The organism is Rhizobium sp. FG96, assembly GCF_057808655.1.
In genome coordinates this window covers 15111-36927 of record NZ_JBMDIL010000025.1, presented here as the reverse complement: position 1 = coordinate 36927, position 21817 = coordinate 15111, and the positions used below count along the sequence as shown (strand labels likewise).

At 61.9% G+C, this 21817-nt stretch carries 17 protein-coding genes; 10 read left to right on the top strand and 7 right to left on the bottom strand.

Annotated features, from left to right (window positions below; all coding sequences use genetic code 11):
- Positions 1-210: 210 nt before the first annotated feature.
- Together ACODR6_RS31735 and ACODR6_RS31730 are read right to left on the bottom strand one after the other, a co-directional pair.
- Complete coding sequence (locus tag ACODR6_RS31735) at positions 211-2022, bottom strand: class I SAM-dependent methyltransferase (protein ID WP_489026530.1); 1812 nt, start codon at positions 2020-2022, stop codon at positions 211-213.
- Between the two features lie 168 nt (positions 2023-2190).
- Positions 2191-3477 (bottom strand): ABC transporter substrate-binding protein, encoded by a 1287-nt coding sequence (locus ACODR6_RS31730; RefSeq protein ID WP_489026528.1) that lies wholly within the window; start codon positions 3475-3477, stop codon positions 2191-2193.
- A gap of 137 nt (positions 3478-3614) precedes the next feature.
- Here ACODR6_RS31730 and ACODR6_RS31725 point away from each other — a divergent pair, with 137 nt between their 5' ends.
- The 3 genes from ACODR6_RS31725 to ACODR6_RS31715 are packed head-to-tail and all read left to right on the top strand — an operon-like array spanning position 3615 to position 7513.
- Positions 3615-4640, top strand: a complete 1026-nt coding sequence (locus tag ACODR6_RS31725) for a LacI family DNA-binding transcriptional regulator (protein ID WP_130279428.1) — start codon at positions 3615-3617, stop codon at positions 4638-4640.
- Between the two features lie 9 nt (positions 4641-4649).
- Complete coding sequence (locus ACODR6_RS31720; RefSeq protein ID WP_489026525.1) at positions 4650-6503, top strand: DUF2264 domain-containing protein; 1854 nt, start codon at positions 4650-4652, stop codon at positions 6501-6503.
- A complete protein-coding gene (locus ACODR6_RS31715) occupies positions 6500-7513 on the top strand; it encodes a hydroxyacid dehydrogenase (protein WP_489026524.1) in 1014 nt (337 codons plus the stop codon). Before ACODR6_RS31720 ends, ACODR6_RS31715 begins: the two co-directional genes overlap by 4 nt.
- Positions 7514-7544: 31 nt before the next feature.
- Here ACODR6_RS31715 and ACODR6_RS31710 read toward each other — a convergent pair whose 3' ends face one another.
- From ACODR6_RS31710 to ACODR6_RS31690, 5 genes are all read right to left on the bottom strand, one after another.
- Positions 7545-8819 carry a Gfo/Idh/MocA family protein gene (locus ACODR6_RS31710; RefSeq protein WP_489026522.1) on the bottom strand — a complete coding sequence of 425 codons (1275 nt, stop codon included), beginning with the start codon at positions 8817-8819 and terminating at the stop codon, positions 7545-7547.
- A 42-nt stretch (positions 8820-8861) separates the two neighbouring features.
- Complete coding sequence (locus ACODR6_RS31705; RefSeq protein ID WP_489026520.1) at positions 8862-9692, bottom strand: sugar phosphate isomerase/epimerase family protein; 831 nt, start codon at positions 9690-9692, stop codon at positions 8862-8864.
- Between the two features lie 24 nt (positions 9693-9716).
- On the bottom strand, positions 9717-10883 hold the full coding sequence (locus ACODR6_RS31700) for a dihydrodipicolinate synthase family protein (protein ID WP_489026518.1): 1167 nt from the start codon (positions 10881-10883) through the stop codon (positions 9717-9719).
- A gap of 2 nt (positions 10884-10885) precedes the next feature.
- Complete coding sequence (locus tag ACODR6_RS31695) at positions 10886-12034, bottom strand: Gfo/Idh/MocA family protein (RefSeq protein WP_203429870.1); 1149 nt, start codon at positions 12032-12034, stop codon at positions 10886-10888.
- A gap of 131 nt (positions 12035-12165) precedes the next feature.
- Positions 12166-12843 carry a TetR/AcrR family transcriptional regulator gene (locus tag ACODR6_RS31690; protein ID WP_489026515.1) on the bottom strand — a complete coding sequence of 226 codons (678 nt, stop codon included), beginning with the start codon at positions 12841-12843 and terminating at the stop codon, positions 12166-12168.
- Positions 12844-13050: 207 nt separating this feature from the next.
- Between ACODR6_RS31690 and ACODR6_RS31685 the strand changes: the two genes are divergently transcribed.
- The 7 genes from ACODR6_RS31685 to ACODR6_RS31655 all read left to right on the top strand — a co-directional run bounded on the left by ACODR6_RS31685 (position 13051) and on the right by ACODR6_RS31655 (position 21779).
- Positions 13051-14337 carry an ABC transporter substrate-binding protein gene (locus ACODR6_RS31685; protein ID WP_489026513.1) on the top strand — a complete coding sequence of 429 codons (1287 nt, stop codon included), beginning with the start codon at positions 13051-13053 and terminating at the stop codon, positions 14335-14337.
- A 5-nt stretch (positions 14338-14342) separates the two neighbouring features.
- Positions 14343-15305 carry a carbohydrate ABC transporter permease gene (locus ACODR6_RS31680; RefSeq protein WP_203429867.1) on the top strand — a complete coding sequence of 321 codons (963 nt, stop codon included), beginning with the start codon at positions 14343-14345 and terminating at the stop codon, positions 15303-15305.
- A complete protein-coding gene (locus ACODR6_RS31675) occupies positions 15298-16185 on the top strand; it encodes a carbohydrate ABC transporter permease (protein ID WP_203429866.1) in 888 nt (295 codons plus the stop codon). The genes ACODR6_RS31680 and ACODR6_RS31675 overlap by 8 nt, the downstream gene beginning before the upstream one ends.
- A gap of 20 nt (positions 16186-16205) precedes the next feature.
- Entirely contained in the window at positions 16206-17279 is a 1074-nt protein-coding gene (locus tag ACODR6_RS31670; RefSeq protein WP_203429865.1) for a Gfo/Idh/MocA family protein, read from the top strand.
- Between the two features lie 23 nt (positions 17280-17302).
- Positions 17303-18379: an ABC transporter ATP-binding protein gene (locus ACODR6_RS31665; RefSeq protein ID WP_489026509.1), complete on the top strand. Its 1077-nt coding sequence runs from the start codon at positions 17303-17305 to the stop codon at positions 18377-18379.
- Positions 18380-18445: 66 nt separating this feature from the next.
- Positions 18446-19327 carry a phosphotransferase gene (locus ACODR6_RS31660; protein WP_489026508.1) on the top strand — a complete coding sequence of 294 codons (882 nt, stop codon included), beginning with the start codon at positions 18446-18448 and terminating at the stop codon, positions 19325-19327.
- Position 19328: 1 nt separating this feature from the next.
- Positions 19329-21779 carry a GcvT family protein gene (locus ACODR6_RS31655; protein WP_489026506.1) on the top strand — a complete coding sequence of 817 codons (2451 nt, stop codon included), beginning with the start codon at positions 19329-19331 and terminating at the stop codon, positions 21777-21779.
- Positions 21780-21817 lie beyond the last annotated feature (38 nt).

Genomic DNA, 21817 nt, shown 5'->3' with positions numbered 1-21817 from the left:
TCATCAGGGCTAAATCAATCTAGCCGACCTGTCCGGTGAAACGGGGAGCACTCCAGCATGCCCGGCAGGAGTAGCAAGGTGTATCGTTGCTCCTTGGAGGTCGTGCGCGCCATAGCCGCAGTCCGGCCCAGCTTCTTCCAATACGGAAACAGAAAAGGGCGCGGCATCTGCCGCGCCCTCGTGCACTTCATTAAGGCAATCGAAGCCGGATCAGCCTGCCCGCAGGCTGTAGCCGTTCACGGCATCGAGCATATCGCGGACCTTGCGGCGCTCGCCCTCGAGCTCTTGCGTCAGCGCCTGGTTCTGTGCGTTCAGCCGCTGGATCTGCACCTGCAGCTCGCGGATATCCGCGAAGTTGAGGCGGCGGCCGATGGTCAACAGGAGGTCGGCTGAATTGGTCTGGAGCGCGCGGCCGGTCACCGAGCTGTGGAAGCGGACTTCCTGAGCGTGATAATCGATCACCGTCTGCGCGGCGACGGGATAGCCGAGATATTCCATAATCTGGAAGATCAGATCGCCGACCTTGTTCGGTGTGCCGGCGGCTGGCGTTGCAGCGGCACGCGTGTCGGAAATCAGATCCCACAGACCGCGGAACATCAGGTAGCCGAACTCGATCGGCTGATCGTAGACCCATTCGAGATCGATGAAGCTCAGCTTTTCGCCAACGATGAGGTTGCGCGGGATCGCATCGAGCAGCGAGCCGGGCACACGGTCCTGCAGCTGCATCGGTGCGGGGATGCCCATGCCGGCAAGATGCTGGTCGAGCGCCTGCTTCCAGACACTGGTCCAGTTCGTAAGATGCTCGACGGACCAGCCGTCCTGAAGCAGGCAACGCTTGCCGATATCGCGCCACACCAGACCGGTTTCAAAGACCTCGTCTTCAAGATTGATCTTCAGCGGGGATAAATTCAAGCCGTTGTTGTCAGCCTGAATGGCTTCGCGCTCGACCACGAGCTGCTCGCCCTTGCGCACGAAGCGCACGAGCTTCTGATACTGCGCGTCACGGCCGCCGGTGAAGTGCGTGGCCATGACATCGTCCGCGGCCAGCGGCTGGTCGGAGGAGACAAGCAGGAAGGAGTTGGCGAGATCGCCCTGCAGGCCGTTTCGCGCGATGACGTCCCAAGCGAGGTCCTGTTCGAAAGCAAGAATGCCGGGGCGCTGCGGGTCGGTCGCCGTCGCGCCGCGGATCAAAGGCGAAAAATCGGTCGGCAGGTCCGCGGTCAGGGCTTCCTCGTTCAGCACGAACCGGGGCAGCTTGTAATCCGGGAATGGGAACCAGTATTTCTGATGTGGCAGGCCGGCGGCCGTGACGCGATGCGACAGCTCGCGCTTGCCGAAGGTAACGGGACCGTTCTGCGTATACTGATCCTCGACGCCGACCATCGGCCGCGCCAGGTGATCTTCGGGAAAGCCGGCGAGATATTTGAGGCCGATCTGGTTTTCGATGGCGATGATCAGCACGCCGCCCGGTGCAAGCAGCGAGCGCGCCTTGGCAAGCATCCGCTCGATCGCATCCTGGCCATCTTCGGCACCGAAGAAGACGCGCGCATATTCCAGCACGCCGATCAGCGTCACCGTCGCGAACTTCTGATCGATTTCGAAATTCTGCAGCGGCTCGGCGAGAACCGTGACGTTCGGAAGGTCGCGGCAGCGCTCGGCGATCGTCGCGGCACGGCGCGGACTGCCTTCGAGGGCAAGCACCTCGTGGCCTTCCTCGCCGAGGAAGCGCGTCATGGCACCCGCGCCAGCGCCAATTTCCAGGACGGGGCCGCGGATCAGGTGCTTGATCGGCCGGAAGAGGTTGGTGCGTGTCGGATTGAGATGGTAGTTCGAAGGCCAGTCGGTGATCGCCCGCTCAAGTTCCTTGGAGAAAAGCGAGGTATCGGCAGACAAGCGCATGACATCGAGGATCCGCATTTCCGATGCGTCGCCGTCATTGTAGCGGAACGCGTCGCGCGTCGTCTCGTGGCTCCAGACCTTGCCGTTCTTGCGGTAACCCGATGCCTGTAAGAGGTCTTGCATGAATTCTCCAATACAGCCGCGGCTGATTCTGACGAAGGTTTGAGAGACCAATCGCAGAAGAGGCTGGACCGAAGCTGACGGACGAACCGGTGCGCGGCTTGCCCAAGACGTCGCCGAAAACGAAAGAAGCCCGCTTTCGCGGGCTTCCCTGTTTCTTTCGATTGCCATTCAGCTCCGGATCGTCGCCTTGCCCTCATCGACAAGCCGCTGCGCCGCTTCCGCGGGCGTCGTCCGCTCGAACGCGAGCTCGTCGGCGATCGGACGAAACAGGCGCTGGTCGAATTCGGTCGAGCCGAGCGGGGCCGGTGCCGGGTAATCGCCGACCTGATCCTTGAGCAGGTTGACATATTGAACCGTCGCCTGTTCCGTCGGGTTCAGGCCCGGCAGGATTGCCTCGCGCACGGCAGGCGACATCGGGACGCCGCGCTCGACGCCGAGGATCTTGCCGGCGTCGGGGCTGTTGACGAAGAAGTCGATGAATTTCGCCGCCGCCTCGCCGTTTTTGGTCGTCGCGCCGACGCTCCAGATCAGTGCCGGGCGATAGTAGTGCCCGGAGGGGCCACCCTTCTTTTCGCGCGGAAGCGTGGTGATCGCCAGTTTGTTCTTGGAGATCAGCTGGTAGCCGACGAGCTGGTTGGAATAGGCCATGCCCATCGCCGATTTGCCAAGTGCCAGCGCGTTGGTATCGATAGTGTTTTGGTCAAGCGTCTGGACGTCGGCGCCGACTGTGCCGCCCTTCTTGCGAAGATCTTCCCAGAAACTGTACCACTCCTTGGCATCGTCGACACCGAAGCCGAGCTTGCCATCGGCATAGAGGCTCTTGCCGCGCTGGCGCAGCCAGGCGTCGAAGACATAGGTATAGCGGGCGCCATAAGGGCCGCCCCAGTAATTGTCCTTGCCCGATGCCTTGGTGAGCTCGATGGCCAGCTTCGCATATTCGTCCCAGGTCAGATCCGTCGTCGGCAGCGGCAGGCCGGCTTTCTCGAAGGCAGCCTGGTCGAAGAACAGCGCGAAGGAATTGAGGCCGAGGCCGACGCCATAGAGCTTGCCATCGACGGTCGTCAGCTTCAGCATGTCCTTGCCGAAGGCATCGACCTTCAGCGTCGAGGGCACGAATTCGTCGAGCGCCAGGCAGGCGCCGCGCTTGGAATAGTCGGAAATCGTGCCGGGCTCGAGCTGGAAGACGTCGGCAATGGCGCGGCCGGCCATCTGTGTCGCAAGCTTGGTCCAATAGCCGTCGCCGCTCATGGATTCGCCGACGATCGTCACGCCGGGGGTCTTGTCCTGGTAGAGCTTGGCGACATCGAGCGTGCGCTTGGCGCGGTCGTTCGAGCCCCACCACATGGCGCGCAGCTGCGCATCCGCCGCAAAAGCCGGTACGCCGCCGGCACCGAAAGCCAGGCCCGCCGTCACGCCGGCCGTGCCCATCAGAAATGAACGCCTGTTGATCTGCATGATGTTCCTCCTTTGGCTGCCCTCGCCGTCCTCCAACTTTGTCTGGGCATCTGGCGGCACAGCCTACGCAAAAAATGTCCGTTTGCAAGAAATTATATAAAACTTGCAAATTTGCATGATTTGCATAATGTCGCCCTATGAGCGAAACGAAATCCAAACGGCCGCGCCAGGCCGATATTGCGGCGCTGGCGGGCGTCTCCATCTCCACGGTGTCGCGTGTGCTTGCCAATGAGCCGGGCATTAGCGGCAGCGTGCGCGAACATATTCTGCGGGTGGCGGCCGAGCGCGGTTATCAGCCGAAGTCACTGATGGAAGCGCCGGCGGGCGGTCTGGCGTTGATCGCCAGCGACAGCGTTACTGGCGGTCTCAGCGTCTTCTATGAATCGATCGTAGAAGGCCTGCGCGCCGGGGCGATGGAAGCGGGCATGCCATTCGAAGTCCGGCTGCTGCGCGAAGACCGCGCGTCCCCCGATGCGATCAGGGGCCATATGGAAGCTACGAAGTCCGAGGGCTTGTTCCTGGTCGGTATCGACCCTTCGGACGTGCTGCGCCAATGGATCGAGGAGGAGAATGTGCCTGTCGTGCTGGTCAACGGCACGGATCCGCAGCTGAAGCTCGATGGCGTATCGCCCTCGAATTTCTTCGGTGCCTTCCAGGCGGCCGAGCGGCTGCTCGACGCAGGGCACAGGAAGATCCTGCATCTGACCGGCTCGCACCGCCACACGATCCGCGAGCGCGTTCGCGGCTTCGATACGGCAATTGCGACCCGCGGCGCGGAAAGCCTGTTGGTGCCAATGGATTTCTCCGGCAGCGCGACGCGGGAAGCCCATGAGCGCACCGCAGCACTGCTTGCCAAGGACAAGAGCTACACCGCCGCCTTCTGCATGAATGATTTCATCGCCGTCGGCGTTCTCGAGGCCGTCACCGAGGCCGGTCTTCGCGTGCCGGAAGATTTCGCCATCGTCGGCTTCGATGATCTTCCCTGCGCGATGATGACCAATCCGCCCTTGTCGACGATGCGTGTCGACCGGGCTGCGCTGGGGCGCGAAGCGATCGCGCTGATGATTGCCCGCTTCCGCGACAGGACTGCGCCTGCGCGCCACCTATGCCAAGCGGTCGTCCCGGTCTCCGGGGGGACTGTGCCAGATGCAAAAAATCGATGAGTGATGCAGATGACATATGATCCGGCCAGCGCCAATCCGCTTGCAGGCAATCCCCTGAAGACGCGCGACGATATGAGCCGCGCGCTTCATGCTCTCTTTGATCCGCTGCTGCCCTATTTCTCGGAAGGCAATGCGCGTGTCCGGCTTGATGGCGCCGGTGCGCATTTCGACCGGGCAGCAGCCGATCTCGAAGGTTTTGCCCGGCCGCTCTGGGGCCTCGCGCCGCTCGGCGCCGGCAAGGGGGAATTCGGGCACTGGCACCGCTTTGCGGAAGGCATCGCCAACGGTACCGATCCGGATCACCCGGAATATTGGGGCGCCGTCAATGGCCGCGACCAGCGCATGGTCGAGCTCGCTGCGCTTGGCTTTGCAATCGCACTCACACCCGAAAAGGTCTGGGAGCCGCTGAACTCGAAGCAGCGCGCCAATGTGATTGCCTATCTCAAGCATGCCCGGCAGTTCGACTATGCCGACAATAATTGGAAGTTCTTCCGCATCTTCGTCGATATCGCGCTCGATCGCGTCGGCGCGGATTTCGATCGCAGCCTGACCAGGCAATATCTCGAAGAGCTCGAAGGCTTCTATGTCGGCGACGGCTGGTATCGCGATGGTAATGTGCGCCGTGTCGATCACTACATTCCCTTCGCCATGCACTTCTACGGCTTGATCTACTCGAAGCTGGTGGATGACGACTATGCCAGGCGCTATCGCGAGCGGGCGCTGCTGTTCGCCAGGGATTTTCGCCATTGGTTTGCCGATGATGGCGCGACGATCCCGTTCGGCCGCAGCCTTACCTACCGCTTTGCCTGCGCTGGCTTCTGGTCGGCCCTTGCCTTTGCCGATCTCGAGGCGCTGCCCTGGGGCGAGGTGAAGCATCTCTGCCTGCAGCATCTGCGATGGTGGCGCGACAAGCCGATGACCAATCGCGACGGCATTCTGTCGATCGGCTTTGCCTATCCGAACCTCTTGATGTCGGAGAGCTATAATTCCGCCGGTTCCCCCTATTGGGCCTTCAAGGCATTCCTGCCGCTGGCGATCCCCGAAAACCATCCGTTCTGGACCGCCGAAGAGAAAGTGCCTGCAGCCGGCGCCGTGACGCCGCAGCGTCATCCCGGCATGGTCATCATGCATACCGGGGAAGATGCGGTGGCCCTGTCATCAGGGCAGGAAAATCTCCAGATGCGGTTTGGTACCGAAAAATACGCAAAATTCGCATATTCGGCCCGCTATGGCTTCAGCGTCGAGGCAGACGAGCGCAGCTTTGCCGGTGCCGCTTTCGATTCCGCGCTGGCCTTCAGCGATGACGGCCTGCACTACCGTGTCAGGGAAACCAACAGGGAAGCGAAGATCGCCGGCGATGTGCTCTATGCGAAATGGTCGCCCTTCAGCGATGTCAGCGTGGAAACCTGGCTGGTGCCTGCCGCACCTTGGCATCTGCGCGTTCACCGCATCAGATCGGATCGCGCCCTGCAGATCGCCGAGGGTGGGTTTGCCATCGCCAAGCGGGATTTCGATCTCGACAGGCTGGAGGCCGGGGCTGGCGCGGCGCATGCGATCGGTGAAGCGGATTTCTCCGGTATCGCCGATCTCGGCTCCAGCATCGAGCGACAGGGCCTCGTGCAGAAGGCGCTGCCGAACACCAATATGATCGTTGCCAAGACCCTCGTGCCTCAGCTCCGCGGTGCGATCAAGGCCGGTGAAACCGTGCTTGTGACGGCCGTGATTGCCACCGGAGATCAGCAGGTGGCAAAGACGGCCTGGCTGAAGCCTCCCGCAAAACCCGATCTTGCGGCGCTTGAGGCGCTGGTTTCTAAGGAAGGCGTCACCGTCAGCGCCATCGAAGCGCCGGGGCAGATGCCATGATAGCTCCCGGCATTGCGCTTGCCATGCAGCCCGGCCAGCGGACCGAACACGTGTTACCGGATCAGCTTCTCGACCGGCTCGCGGGTCTCGGCACGCTTATCGACCGGCAACCGCTCGAGAATTTCGATGACGAGCGCGCCAGACGGGTTCTGGCAGACACCGAGATATTGATCACCGGCTGGGGCGCCCCCTTTGCCGGAGAAAACGTCCTTTCGCTCGCCAAGGGCCTGAAGCTCGTGGCGCATGCGGCGGGCACGGTAAAGGGCATCGTCGGCGAGGAGATATTCAATGCTGGTGTGAACGTCACGCATGCGGCGGAAGCCAATGCCGTGCCGGTGGCCGAGTTTACGCTTGCGGCCATTCTCTTCGCCGGTAAGCAGGTCTTCCGCTTCCGGGATTTCTATACCGCCGACCGCGACCGTGACCGTACCTATCCGATGCAGCGGCTGGCGGTCGGCAACTACGGCCGCACCGTCGGCATCATCGGCGCTTCGCGGATCGGCCGCCGGGTGATCGAGCTGTTGAAGCCGTTCGAATTCAAGATCGTCCTCTTCGACCCGACACTGAGCGCCGTCGAATGCGCGGCCCTTGGCACCGAAAAATGCGATCTCGATACGCTGATGCGCATCTCCGATATTGTTTCGCTGCACGCACCATCGCTGCCCTCGACGCGCCACATGATCGATGCGGCGAAACTGGCGCTGATGAAGGACGGTGCGGCGCTGATCAATACGGCGCGCGGCGCGATTATCGACGAGGCTGCGCTGCTCGCAACCCTCGCCACCGGCCGCATCGATGCGGTCATCGACGTGACCGATCCGGAAGTTCCGGAGAAGGCATCGCCCTTCTACGACCTGCCGAACGTTTTCCTGACGCCTCACATTGCAGGGGCGGTCGGATTGGAGCGGACGAGGTTGGGCGAAATGGCCGTTGACGAGGTGGAGCGCTTCCTGAAAGGCCAGCCGCTGCGCTATGCACTGACGCTCGCCGATCTCGACCGGGTTGCCTGAGGCGGCAAAGCGACGCCCCAGGCCTGTTTTATTAGCCGGCTTTTACACTGTTCGGCGAACCATCATTGGCAAGCTCCGGCATCAGGTCGGCGATCGAGACCACCTTGCCGGTTCGCGAGCTCTGCAGCGCCGCGATGCCACACAGAACCGACATGGCGCCCGCCCGCGTTCCTGCGCGCTGATGCAGGGCGTCGTTCATATCGGGCTTGAAGATCATGTTGCGCATCCGGTCGTCGCCACCGTAGTGGCCGCCCGACGAATGCGGAACGGTGATGCGCTCCACGGCTTCCTTGCCGTTGGGGAAGTTTCGGATCAGCAGGATCTCGTCTTCCCGCTTCATCTCCCACGGTTGCGCCTCGTACTGGCGGATTTCGATGCGGCCCTTGGTGCCGTTGAACGCCAGGTGATGGCCCTCGATCGGCTGGAAGGTGTTCAGCGAATAGGAAACGTGGACGTTGTTGCGGTAACGGATGCTGACGACCATCGTATCGGGAATGTCGATATCCTCCCGGAAGACGCAGCCGTCGCGGAAATAGCCGTCAACCTTCGAGGGGTCCTCGTAGAGCGTGTCGAGGAAGGGGTCGGCACCGAGGTCGAGATAGTAGTCGCACTCGGCGGTGTGGGGACAGAGCTTGCAGCGCGGTCCGCGGAACGGGCCCTTGCGGCCGTAGTTCTGCAGGTCTGCGAAAGAGGTCACGGCTTCCGGATCACTGTCGAGATACCAGTTCAGCAGGTCGAAATGATGCGTCGCCTTGTGGACGAAAAGGCTGCCGGAATTCTCGGTATAGGCATGCCAGCGGCGGAAATAGTCGGCGCCGTGCTTGGTGTTCAGGTACCAATGGAAATCGACCGATGTGACGCGGCCGATCTCGCCGGAATTCAGCAGTTCCTTGATGCGCGCCGCCGTCGGTGCGTAGCGGTAGTTGAAGGACACGTCGACGCGCTGGCCGGTGCGCTTCTCGGCATCCATGATCCGGCGGATCTTGTCGACGGCCGTTGTCATCGGCTTTTCGGTGATAACGTCAATACCCGCCTCAAGCGCCCGAACGACGATTGCGTCGTGGGTGTGATCGGGCGTGCAGACGATTACGAGGTCGGGCTTGACCTCTTTCAGCATCGCGTCGATGTCGTCATAGATCGGGGCGTTGCTGCCGATCATCGTGCGGGCGCGTTCTCCGCGCAGCGCATTCTTCTCGACGATGGCGACGAGATCGACATGCTCCCGCCAGCCGGCAAGCAGGTCCTTCCCCCACATGGTGGTCCCGCGATTACCGGTCCCGATCAGTGCAAAGCGGCGCTTCTCCATCGAATGATCCTCCTTCATACGTGCTGAAACGAATATATCCAATTAAACCAGGCAGCAGCTATGATACCGGTCGACGCAGGTCGCGATGACCTCTTCCGCCGGACGCTTCCACCAATTGTCTGCCGAAAAGATTTCCACCTCCTGCGCACCAAAGAAGCCTGCCTTCTCGATCATGCGCCGGATGCTCTTGAGATCGATCACGCCGTCTCCCATCATCCCGCGATCGGTCAGCATGTCCTTGGTCGGAACCAGCCAGTCGCAGATGTGGTGGGCGAAGATGCGTTTCATGCGGCCGGCGCGGGCGATCTGCTCGGCAAGCTCCGGATCCCACCAGACGTGATAGACGTCGATGGCGACGCCGACATTGGTACCGAGCTGCTCGCACATGTCGAGCGCCTGGCGCAGCGTGTTCACGCAGGAGCGGTCGGCGGCATACATCGGATGTAGCGGCTCGATGGCCAGCGGCACGCCGGATGTCTTGGCATGGGGCAGGACGGCGGCAATGCCATCCGACACCATCTGCCGGGCAGCGCCGATATCGCGCGATTCGCCCGCCAATCCGCCGACAACGAGCACGAGGCAATCCGCACCGAGTGCCGCCGCTTCGTCGATCGCCCGTCTGTTGTCGTCGAGGTTCTTCTGCCAATCGCCGTCATTGGCCGCCGGAAAAAAGCCGCCACGGCAGAGACCGGTCAGCTTCAGGCCGTTCGATCTGACGATGCGCACGGCTTCGTCCAGACCGGCCTTGGCCACCTGATCGCGCCATGGCGCAATCCTGGTGATGCCGTGCTTCAGGCAGATATCGACTGCTTCGGCAAAGCCGCATTGCTCGCGGATCGTTGCGAGATTGATCGAAAGCCCGTCTACCTGCATGTCCTGTCCTCCCTGCCTGACCGGTCATTGCACGCCGTTGACGGCGAGCACCTGTTTCATTCGGCTGACGGCGAGATCCGGGTCGGCAAGCACGCGCGCTTTGTCGGCGAGCCGGAAGAGTTCGGCCAGATGCGTCAGCGACCGCGTGCTCTGCTGCCCGCCGACCATCGCGAAATGATCCTGCAGACCGTTGAGATAGGCGAGGAAGACGACGCCGGTCTTGTAGAAGCGGGTCGGCGCCTTGAAGATATGCCGCGAAAGCGGAACGGTCGGATCGAGCAGCTCGAAGAACTCGTTGTTGTTCTGGCGCCCGAGCGCCTCCATGGCGGCGGAGGCCGCCGGCGCGATCGCATCGAAAATGCCAAGAAGCGCATCGGAATGGCCCTGTTCGTCACCGGCGATGAGCTCCGCATAATTGAAGTCGTCGCCGGTATACATGCGCACGGATTTCGGCAGCTGGCGGCGCATCGCCACTTCCTTCTCCTTGGAAAGAAGCGAGATCTTGATGCCGTCGACTTTGGCGGCATTGGCCTCGATGACCTCCAGGCAGGTCGACATCGCCTTGATGTGGTCGCCGTTGCCCCAGTAGCCCTCGAGCGCCGGATCGAACATCTCGCCGAGCCAGTGGATGATCACCGGTTCCTTTACCTGGCGAAGGATCCGGTCGTAGACGCGGATATAGTCGTCCGGCCCCTTGGCCGCAGCCGCCAGCGCCCGGCTCGCCATCAGGATGATCCGGCCGCCCTCCGCTTCGACGGTTTCGATCTGCTCTTCATATGCCCTGATGATGGTATCGATCGTCACATCGGGTCCGGGTGTCAGGTGATCCGTACCGGCGCCGCAGGCGATCAGCGCATCGTCGCGCCCGCGCGCCTCGCGCAGCGCACGGCGGATCAGATCACGCGCCTCGGGCCAGCCGAGCCCCATGCCGCGCTGCGCGGTATCCATCGCTTCGGCGACGCCGAGACCGAGATCCCAGAGGCGGTGGCGGAAGGCGAGCGTCCGCTCCCAGTCGATCGCCGGTGTCAGCCAGGGATCGTTGTCAGCCAGCGGATCGGCAACCACATGTGCCGCCGCATAGACCACGCGCGGAAAATCCTTGGCCTTGCGCTTCTTCACTTCGATCGGCGTGCCGGTCAGCTGGTAGGCGGCGATCTTGCCGTCGAGCGGAAGGTTGATCGTACCTGCCATGATCAGAACTCCAGCGCGGGAACGTCGAGCCAGCGGCGTTCGGCCCAGGATTTCAGGCCGAGCTCTGCGAGCTGTACGCCCTTGGCACCGGCTTCCATGCCGTAAGGCCACGGTGCATCCTCGGCGACGTGGCGCAGGAACATTTCCCACTGCGCCTTGAAGCCGTTGTCGAAGAGCTGCGTATCCGGCACTTCGTCCCAGGTCTTGTAGAAATCGATCGTCTGCGGCTGGTCCGGGTTCCACACCGGCTTCGGCGTGTTGACGCGGTGCTGCGTCCAGCATTTCGTCAGGCCGGCAACGGCCGATCCATGGGTGCCGTCGACCTGGAACGTCACGAGATCGTCGCGGCGCACGCGCACGGCCCAAGAGGAATTGATCTGCGCAATCACGCCGCCATCGAGCTCGAAGGTCGCATAGGCGGCATCGTCGGTATCGCAATTGTAGGTCTTGCCCTGCTCGTCGACGCGGCTGCCGATATGAGTGGCGCCGAGGCAGGAGACGGCCTTGACCTCGCCAAAAAGGTTGTCGAGCACATAGCGCCAATGGCAGAGCATATCGAGGATGATGCCGCCGCCGTCGCCCTTGCGGTAGTTCCAGGACGGACGCTGCGCCGGAACGCCCCAGTCGCCCTCGAAGACCCAGTAGCCGAACTCGCCGCGAACCGAGAGGATCTTGCCGAAGAAGCCGGAATCGCGCAGCAGCGCCAGCTTGCGCAGGCCGGGCAGGAACAGCTTGTCCTGCACCACGCCATGCTTCAGGCCAGACTTGCGGGCCTTGCGCGCCAGCTCGAGTGCCACCTGCAGATCATCGGAGATCGGCTTTTCGCAATAGACATGCTTGCCGGCATCGAGCGCTCGCGACAGCAGCTCGGCGCGCATCAGCGTCGTGCCGGCATCGAAGAAAATGTGATCGTCGGGATTGGCAAGCGCTGCGTCGAGATCGGTCGACCAGCGCTTGATGTTATGCTTGCGGGCAAGTTCTTCCATCTTGTCGCGGTTGCGGCCGACGATGATGGGATCGATCTCCAGTCTCTCGCCGGATTTCAGCAGAAGACCGCCCTGATCGCGGATCGCCAGGATCGATCGCACCAGGTGCTGATTGTATCCCATGCGGCCGGTAACGCCGTGCAAAATGATCCCGAGACGCGCCATTTTTTCCTCCCTGCCAATCGGTTTCCAGCGGGGAGCGGGCTTGGCCCGGCCCTCCCAAGCCAGTAACTAAACAGTTACTTGATGGCAGATGAAAACCCGACCTGTCAATAGGCAAATCCGGATTCGACTTTTCAGTGCTTGATGGAGGCGAGCGTCACATGGACGATATGGCGCTCCCAGGTGTCGAGATTTTCGGGCTCGATCAGCGGGCGGCCGAAGATTGTCGAGAGCGTGTACTGGTTTGAAAGATAGAAATATCCGAGCGATGCGATGGTCAGATAGACATGCAGCGGATCGGCGCTTTCGATGAAGACGCCTTCCTTCTTGCCGCGCTCGAGCACCTGGGCGAGTTCGCCGATCAGATGCGAATGCAGTTCCTTCAGCCGCACCGATTGCCGCAGCCAGCGGGCGCGATGCAGATTCTCGGTTCCGAGCAGGCTCAGGAATTCCGGGTGCTTGAGAAAATATCGCCAGGTGAAGAGCGCGAGCTCGGTAATGCCCTCTTCCGGATTGCGGTCGCCGATATGCAGCTGGCGTTCGGCGGTGCGGATGCCGACATAGGCCTCTTCCAGGACGCGCAGATAGAGCTGCTCCTTGTCGCCGAAATAATGGTAGAGCATCCGCTTGTTGGTGCCGGCACGCTCGGCGATGGCATCCACGCGGGCGCCGCCCATGCCGTTTTCGGCAAATTCCTGCGTTGCCGCCTCGAGGATCGCAGCCTTGGTTCTTTCCGGGTCGCGTTGCAGCACGCGTTCGCCGGCGGCGCGCTTCGACTTTTTCTTTTCACCAGTCTGGCCGGTATCGTTCATCGGCTTATCTCCCCAGACGCTAATGTTGCGCTCATAAGGCTTCGGTGCGAGGTTGTACAAGCGAAATTCGAGGAGGAAACCTCGCTGAATTATGACCGCTTGACAGGCTCGATGCTTGTCCATAGCTTGTAACCAATTAGTTATTTGTTGCAAGAGAAACCAGCAAGGAGCGTGTGGAGGCGCTCCCCAAGGGAGGAGGAAAAACAGATGACATTCAGCATTAATAGACGTGGTTTCATTGCGGGAGGGGCCTCGCTTCTCGCGCTTTCGGGTATGGGTATGCCTGCATTTGCGCAGGATGCCCGTCTCCGCCTTATCTGGTGGGGCTCGCAGCCCCGCGCAGACCGCACCAACAAGGTGTCGGATCTCTACAAGGCCAAGAATTCCGGTGTTTCGATCACCGGTGAATTCCTGGGCTGGGGCGACTACTGGCAGAAGCTCGCGACCCAGGTCGCCGGCAAGAACGCCCCCGACGTGATCCAGATGGATTACCGCTATATCGTCGAATATGCCCGGCGCGGCGCTCTTGCGCCGCTGGAATCCTACATGCCCTCGAAGCTGCAGCTCGGTGATTTCGATCCGGCTCAGATCGAAGGCGGCAAGGTCGACGGCCATCTCTACGGCATCAGTCTCGGCGCCAATTCTGCGGCCACGGTCATCAATACCGTCGCCCTGCAGGAAGCAGGCATCGAGCCGCCGAACAACAAGACGACCTGGGAAGAACTCGGCAAGATGGGCGCCGAGATCACCAAGTCTGGCAAGCGCAAGGGCTTCTTCGGCTTTGCCGACGGCAGCGGCGCCGAGCCGCTCTTCGAAAACTACGTGCGCCAGCGCGGCAAAGCGCTGTACACGGCGGATTCGAAGATCGCTTTCGGTGTCGACGACGCTTCCGAATGGTTCGACATGTGGGCGAAGTTCCGCGAAGCCGGTGCCTGTGTGCCGCCTGACGTTCAGGCACTCTACAAGGACACCATCGATACGGCTCCGCTCACGATGGGCAAGGCCGCGATCGATTATGCGCACAGCAACCAGTTCGTCGGCTTCCAGGCCGTCGTCAAGGATAAGCTGACGCTCAGCAACTACCCGCGCATTAAGGCGGACTCGAAGGGCGGCCACTACCGCAAGCCGTCGATGTTCTTCTCGGTGTCAGCGCAGTCGAAGGTGCTCGATCAGGCCGTCGATTACGTCAACTTCTTCGTCATGAATCCCGATGCTGCCAAGGTGCTCGATGTCGAGCGCGGCATTCCGGAATCGAAGTCGATGCGTGATGTCGTCGCCGGCACGCTTGATGATGTCGGCAAGATCCCGTTGAACTACGTGGCCAATCTCGGTGATCTCGCCGGGCCACTGCCGCCGCCGCCGCCGACAGGCGCAGGCGAGGGACAGACGGTTCTGCGTCAGCTCGCCGAGCAGGTCGCCTTCGGTCAGATAACTCCTGCCGATGCCGGCAAGCAGCTTGTGGATGAAATTACGCGCGTTCTCGCGCGGGGTTGAGCCATATGAACAATGCGATGCGCACGACGGCCGACGGAGCCGTGACGGTGGAACGTTACCAGGGAGCAGTGGCAGACAGCCGTTTCAGGCGGCTGTGGAATGCCAATGCTCCAGGGTATCTCTTCCTTCTGCCCTGGCTTCTGGGCTTCTTCGGGCTGACGCTCGGGCCGGCCCTGATCTCGCTCTACCTGTCCTTTACCGACTTTGACATGTTGAGGGCGCCAGGCTGGGTAGGCACTGCCAACTACGTGCGCATCGCCACTGCCGATCCGAAATTCGCAGCCGCGATGTCGGTGACGCTCACCTATGTGGTGCTCTCGGTACCGTTCAAGCTCACCTTCGCGCTCATGGTCGCGATGGCGCTGAACCGCGGTATCCGCGGTCTGCCGGTCTATCGCGCCATCTTCTACCTGCCGTCGCTTCTCGGTGGCAGCGTGGCGATCGCCGTTCTCTGGCGCCAGCTCTTTGCCGGTGACGGCCTCGTCAATGCGGCGCTGGCACAGATCGGTATTCAGGGCCCGAGCTGGATCTCGCATCCGAGCTATTCGATCTATACGCTGGTAGCGCTGTCCGTCTGGCAGTTCGGCTCGCCGATGATCATCTTCCTCGCCGGTCTGCGCCAGATCCCGCAGGATATGTATGAGGCCGCAAGCCTCGACGGCGCCTCGAAATTCCGCCAGTTCTACAAGATTACCCTGCCGCTTCTGACGCCGGTGATTTTCTTCAATGCGGTGGTGCAGACGATCGAAGCCTTCAAGGCCTTCACGCCGGCCTTCATCATCTCCGGCGGCACCGGCGGCCCGATCAACTCGACGCTGTTCTACACGCTCTATCTCTACCAGGAAGCCTTCGGCAATTTCCGCATGGGTTATGCCTCGGCGCTCGCCTGGATCCTGGTGGTCATCATCGCGATTTTCACCGCCTTCTCGTTCCTGTCCTCGCGCTATTGGGTTCACTACGATGACTGAGATGACCACCGCAGTCACCGCGGCCAGGCCGCCATCCGACGTCAACAAGCGCAGCCTGCCGGGTTCGATCGTCGTCCATATCCTGCTGATCGGCGCATCGCTTTTGATGCTCTATCCGCTGCTCTGGATGGTCTCGGCCTCGGTGCGCCCGGAAAACGAAATCTTCTCGTCGACCTCGATCATCCCGTCGTCGATCGATTTCAGCTCCTACGTCCGCGGCTGGACCGGCCTCGATATCACCTTCGGCCGCTTTTTCTGGAATTCGCTCGTCATCTCGCTGCTGACGGTCACCGGCAATGTCATCGCCTGCTCGCTGGCGGCCTTTGCCTTTGCCCGCCTGCGCTTCGCCGGCCGGAACTTCTGGTTCGCGATCATGCTCGGCACGCTGATGATCCCGTATCACGTAACGCTGATCCCGCAATATGTGCTGTTCCTCAACCTCGGCTGGGTCAACACCATCCTGCCGCTGGTCGTACCGAAATTCCTGGCAAGCGACGCCTTCTTCATCTTCCTCATGGTGCAGTTCTTCCGCGGCATCCCGCGCGAATTGGATGAGGCGGCGATGATGGACGGCTGCAGCGCCTGGCGCATCTACTGGAAGATCATGCTGCCGCTGTCGCTGCCGGTTCTGGCGACGGCTGCGATCTTCTCCTTCATCTGGACCTGGGACGATTTCTTCGGTCCGCTGATCTACCTGAACGACATGAACACCTACACGATCCAGCTCGGTCTGCGCACTTTCGTCGACTCGACCAGCGCATCGGATTGGGGCGGACTGTTCGCCATGTCGACACTGACGCTCGTGCCCGTGTTCTTCTTCTTCCTGTTCTTCCAGCGCCTGCTGATCGAGGGCATTGCGACGACCGGCATGAAGCGCTGATGCCAATGGGAAAGAATGACATGACCATCAAGACTGTTGCCATCGTCGGCTGCGGTATCGGGCGTTCGCACATCGTCGAAGGCTATCTGCCGCATCCCGATCGCTTCAAGGTCGCAGCGATCTGCGACCTCAATGAAGAACGGCTGAAGACCGTCGGCGACGAGTTCGGCATCGAGCGCCGCACCACCTCCTTCGACGAGCTCCTGGCCGATGACAGCATCGATATCATCGATATCTGCACGCCGCCGGGCATTCACAAGGAGCAGGTGATCGCGGCACTCGCCGCCGGAAAGCACGTCGTCTGCGAAAAGCCGCTGACGGGATCGCTCGCTGGCGTCGACGAGATCATGCGCGCCGAGAAGACCGCCAAGGGCACGCTGATGCCGATCTTCCAGTATCGCTACGGCGACGGCATCGAGCAGGCAAAGCGCATCATCGATGCCGGGATCGCGGGCAAGTTCTACATGGGCTCGGTCGAGACCTTCTGGCTGCGCAAGCCGGAATATTATGCCGTGCCCTGGCGCGGCAAATGGGCGACGGAACTCGGCGGCGTGCTCGTCACCCACGCCCTGCATCTCCACGACATGCTCTTTCATCTCGCCGGCCCCGCAGCCCGCGTCTTCGGCCGCGTAGCAACGCGCGTCAACGATATCGAGGTGGAGGATTGCGCGTCGGTCAGCCTTGAGATGCAGAACGGCGCCTTCGTTTCACTTTCCTGCACGCTCGGTTCGCAGCAGGAAATCAGCCGTCTGCGGCTGCATTTCGAAAACGTTACTTTCGAGAGCAACCACGAAGCCTATTCGCCCGGCAAGGGACCATGGCAGATCCTGGCCGCAAACGACGAAGTGCAGGCAAGGATCGCTGCCGTCCTCGCGGACTGGCAGCCGGTCGCCCCGCGCTTCAACACGCAGATGGTCCGCTTCCATGATTATCTCGGTAGCAAAGGGCCGCTGCCGGTCACTTCTGCAGACGCGCGCCGTGCGCTGGAGCTGGTGACGGCGATCTATCAATCCTCGGACAGCGGGGCTGACGTTGCGCTGCCGATCGGGCCGGAGAGCCCCAAATACGCCGACTGGCGTGCAAAAACGCGATAACGGGATCAGAGAGGATTTGGGAGATGGCAACGAGTGTCGTTCTTCAGAAGGTCGAGAAGCGCTACGGGTCGCTTGATGTCATTCACGGCATCGACCTGACGATCGATCCCGGCGAATTCGTCGTGTTCGTCGGCCCGTCGGGCTGCGGCAAGTCCACGTTGCTGCGGATGATCGCTGGTCTCGAGGAGATCTCGGGCGGCACGCTGCTGCTCGACAATGAGCGGATGAACGAGGTGGCGCCCGCCAAGCGCGGTATCGCCATGGTCTTCCAGTCCTACGCGCTGTATCCGCATATGTCGGTCTACAAGAATCTGGCTTTCGGGCTGGAGACAGCCGGCTACAAGAAAGCGGAGATCGAGCCGAAGGTGCGCCGCGCCGCCGAAATCCTGCAGATCGAAAAGCTGCTCGAGCGCAAGCCGAAGGCATTGTCCGGCGGCCAGCGCCAGCGCGTCGCGATCGGCCGTGCCATCGTCCGCGAGCCGCGCATCTTCCTCTTCGACGAGCCGCTGTCGAACCTCGATGCCGAACTGCGCGTGCAGATGCGCGTCGAGATTTCGCGCCTTCACGGCAATCTCGGCAACACGATGATCTATGTTACCCACGATCAGGTGGAGGCCATGACCATGGCCGACAAGATCGTTGTGCTGAACTCCGGCCGCATCGAGCAGGTCGGCGCTCCGCTCGATCTCTACAATAACCCGGCCAACCGCTTCGTTGCCGGCTTCATCGGCAGCCCGAAGATGAATTTCCTGAAGGCGAAGATCGAGCAGGTGAATGACGGCGATACCGTCATCAACGTCTGCGGCACCTCGATCCGCCTGCCGCGCCGCCTGAAGGGCGCCGCGGGATCGGACGTCACCTTCGGCATCCGCCCGGAGCACCTGACCGTCGCCGCGGGCGGCGCCGTGCTCGCGACCGTCAATGTCGATCTCGTCGAGAATCTCGGCGGCGCGACCATGCTCTACAGCACGACGCCCGACGGACAGCAGCTGACGATCGCGCTCGATGGCCAGCAGAAGGTCGAACGTGGCACCAACGTCAAGACGTCCTTCGATCCCGCCCGCTGTCACGTCTTCGATGCCTCGGGCGCGACCATCTGAGCGGCTGCTCAGCTTGACAGCCAATCCTCCTCTGGCCCATCATTTTGAAAATGGGCCGCGAGGGGGATGAGCGTGACGCCTGAAGATAGGATTCATGCGCTCGGCATCTGGCACGGGCCGGTCGAGATCGAACCTATCACCGGCGGCATCACCAATCGCAACTATCTCGTCCGTGATCGCAGCACGCGCCGGGTCGTCAGGCTTGGCGACGATATTCCGATCCATCACATCAGCCGGCCGAACGAGCTCGCCGCCAGCATCGCCGCCCATGCCGCAGGCCTGTCGCCAGCCGTCATCCATCATGCGCCCGGTATTCTCGTCCTCGATTTTATCGAAGCCCGCGCGCTGACCGCTGCCGACCTGCAGGATGAGCAAACCCTGCAGCGGACGCTGCCGCTGATCCGCGCCTGCCATCGCGACATCGCCCGCCACTTCCGCGGCCAGGCAATGATCTTCTGGGTATTTCACGTTATCCGCGACTATGCGGCCAACCTTGCGGCTGCGGGCAGCAACTATTCACCGTTGCTGCTAGGCTTTCTCGAAAGGGCGGACAGCCTTGAGGCCGCTGCTGGTCCGTTCGAGATCGGCTTCGGTCACAACGATCTCCTGGCCGCCAATTTTCTTGATGACGGCAAGCGGCTTTGGCTGATCGACTGGGACTATGCCGGCTTCAACACACCGCTCTTCGATCTCGGTGGCCTTGCTTCCAACAACGAGCTTTTGGACGCAGCCGAGTGCATGATGCTGGAGAACTATTTCGAGAAGCCGCTGACGCCTGATCTGTGGCGCCGCTATCGCGCAATGAAATGCGCCTCGCTGCTGCGTGAAACGCTCTGGAGCATGGTCTCCGAGACCCATTCGACCATCGATTTCGACTACGCCGCCTATACCGCCGAAAATCTCGCGCGCTTCGAGCGTGCCTATAAGGCATTTGAACAGGATCAGTAGAATGACGAAGGAATTACCGAAGACGGCAAAAGCCGTGGTCATCGGCGGCGGCATCATCGGCTGCTCGACGGCCTATCATCTCGGCAAGCTCGGCTGGACGGATACCGTGCTGCTGGAGCGCAAGAAGCTGACATCAGGCACGACCTTCCATGCCGCCGGCCTCGTCGGCCAGCTGCGCACCAGCGCCAACATTACCCAGCTGCTCGGCTATTCAGTCGATCTCTACAAGAAGCTGGAGGCCGAGACCGGGCTCGGGACCGGCTGGAAGATGAATGGCGGCCTGCGGCTCGCCTGCAATGAGGAACGCTGGACGGAGGTAAAGCGTCAGGCGACCACGGCCCAGTCCTTCGGCCTCGAAATGCATCTGCTGACGCCGCAAGAGGCCTTCGATCTCTGGCCGCTGATGAACATCGATGACCTCGTCGGCGCGGCCTATCTGCCGACCGACGGTCAGGCGAACCCTTCGGATATCACTCAGGCGCTCGCGCGCGGCGCCCGCATGGCTGGGGTCTCTATTTTCGAAGACACCGAAGTCATCGATCTCGAAATCGACAAGGGCCGCATCCGCGCCGTCATCACCGCCAATGGCCGCATAGAGTGCGAACGCGTCGTCGTCTGTGCCGGTCAGTGGACCCGTGCCTTCGCCGCCCGCTTCGGCGTCAACGTGCCGCTGGTTTCGGTCGAGCACCAATACCTGATCACCGAATCCTTCGGCGTTCCCTCGAACCTGCCGACACTGCGCGATCCCGATCGCCTGACCTATTACAAGGAAGAGGTCGGCGGCCTCGTCATGGGCGGCTACGAGCCGAACCCGATCCCCTGGGCTACGGGCGGCATCCCTGAAGGCTTCCACTACACGCTCCTCGACAGCAATTACGATCACTTCGAGCAAATCATGGAACAGGCGCTGGCCCGTGTTCCGGGCCTCGAAACAGCCGGCGTCAAGCAGCTACTGAACGGTCCGGAAAGCTTCACGCCGGATGGCAATTTCATCCTCGGCGAAGCCCCGGAGCTGAAGAATTTCTTCGTCGGCGCCGGTTTCAACGCCTTTGGCATTGCCTCCGGCGGCGGTGCCGGGATGGCGCTCGCCGAATGGGTGGCGAAGGGCGAGCCGCCCTACGATCTCTGGCCGGTCGATATCCGCCGCTTCGGCCGCCCGCATTTCGACACCGATTGGGTCCGTACCCGCACGCTTGAGGCTTACGGCAAGCACTATACGCTGGCCTTCCCCTTCGAGGAGCATTCGAGCGGCCGCCCCTGCCGCAAGTCGCCGCTCTACGATCGCCTGAAGGCGCAGGGCGCCTGCTTCGGCGAAAAGCTCGGCTGGGAGCGGCCGAACTGGTTCGCCGATCTCTTCGCCAACGAAGAACCGAAGGATCTCTACAGCTATAATAGGCAGAATTGGTTCGATGCCGTTGGCCGCGAGCACAAGGCGGTGCGCGAGGCCGCCGTCATCTTCGACCAGACCTCCTTCGCCAAATTCGTGCTCAAGGGCCGCGATGCCGAAGCTGCATTAAGCTGGATCGCGTCGAACGACGTGGCAAAGCCGGTGGGATCGCTTGTCTACACCCAGATGCTGAACGACAAGGGCGGCATCGAATGCGACCTCACCGTCGCCCGCATCGCCGAGAACGAATATTACATCGTCACCGGCACCGGCTTCGCGACCCATGATTTCGACTGGATAGCCCGCAATATTCCGGAGGGTATGCAGGCCGAGCTGGTCGATGTCACCTCCGCCTATTCAGTTCTGTCGCTGATGGGGCCGAATGCCCGCACCGTGCTGGAGAAAGTCACGTCCTCGGATGTCTCGAGCGCCGCCTTCCCCTTCGGCCGCATCAAGACCGTCGGGATCGCAGGCTGCCCCGTCAGGGCACTGCGCATCACCTATGTCGGCGAGCTTGGCTACGAACTGCATGTGCCTGTAGAATACGCCACCACCGTGTACGATACGCTGATGGCGGCCGGTGCCGGCCTCGGCCTCATCAACGCCGGCTACCGCGCCATCGAAAGCTGCCGTTTAGAAAAGGGCTACCGCGCCTGGGGATCGGATATCGGCCCGGATCATACGCCAATTGAGGCAGGCCTCGCCTGGGCGGTGAAGACGAAAAAGAACATCCCCTTCCGCGGACGCGAAGCTGTCGAGCGGCAGCTCTCCGGCGGCGTCAGGAAGATGCTCGCCTGCTTCGTGCCCGATGATCCCGATGTCGTCCTGCTCGGCCGTGAAACCATCTACCGCGACGGGCAACGCGTCGGCTGGCTCTCCAGCGGCGGCTTCGGCTACACGATCGGCAAGGCGATCGGCTTTGGCTATGTCCGGAACCCGGTGGGCGTGACGGAGGGTTTTGTGCTGTCGGGTAGGTATGAACTCGATGTCGCGCGGGAGCGGGTGCCGTGCTCGGTGTCGCTGAAGCCGCTCTATGATCCCGAGATGAAGCGGGTGAAGGCGTAGCCGAGCGCCCCCGATTCTCCCTTATTCCTGTGCTTGTC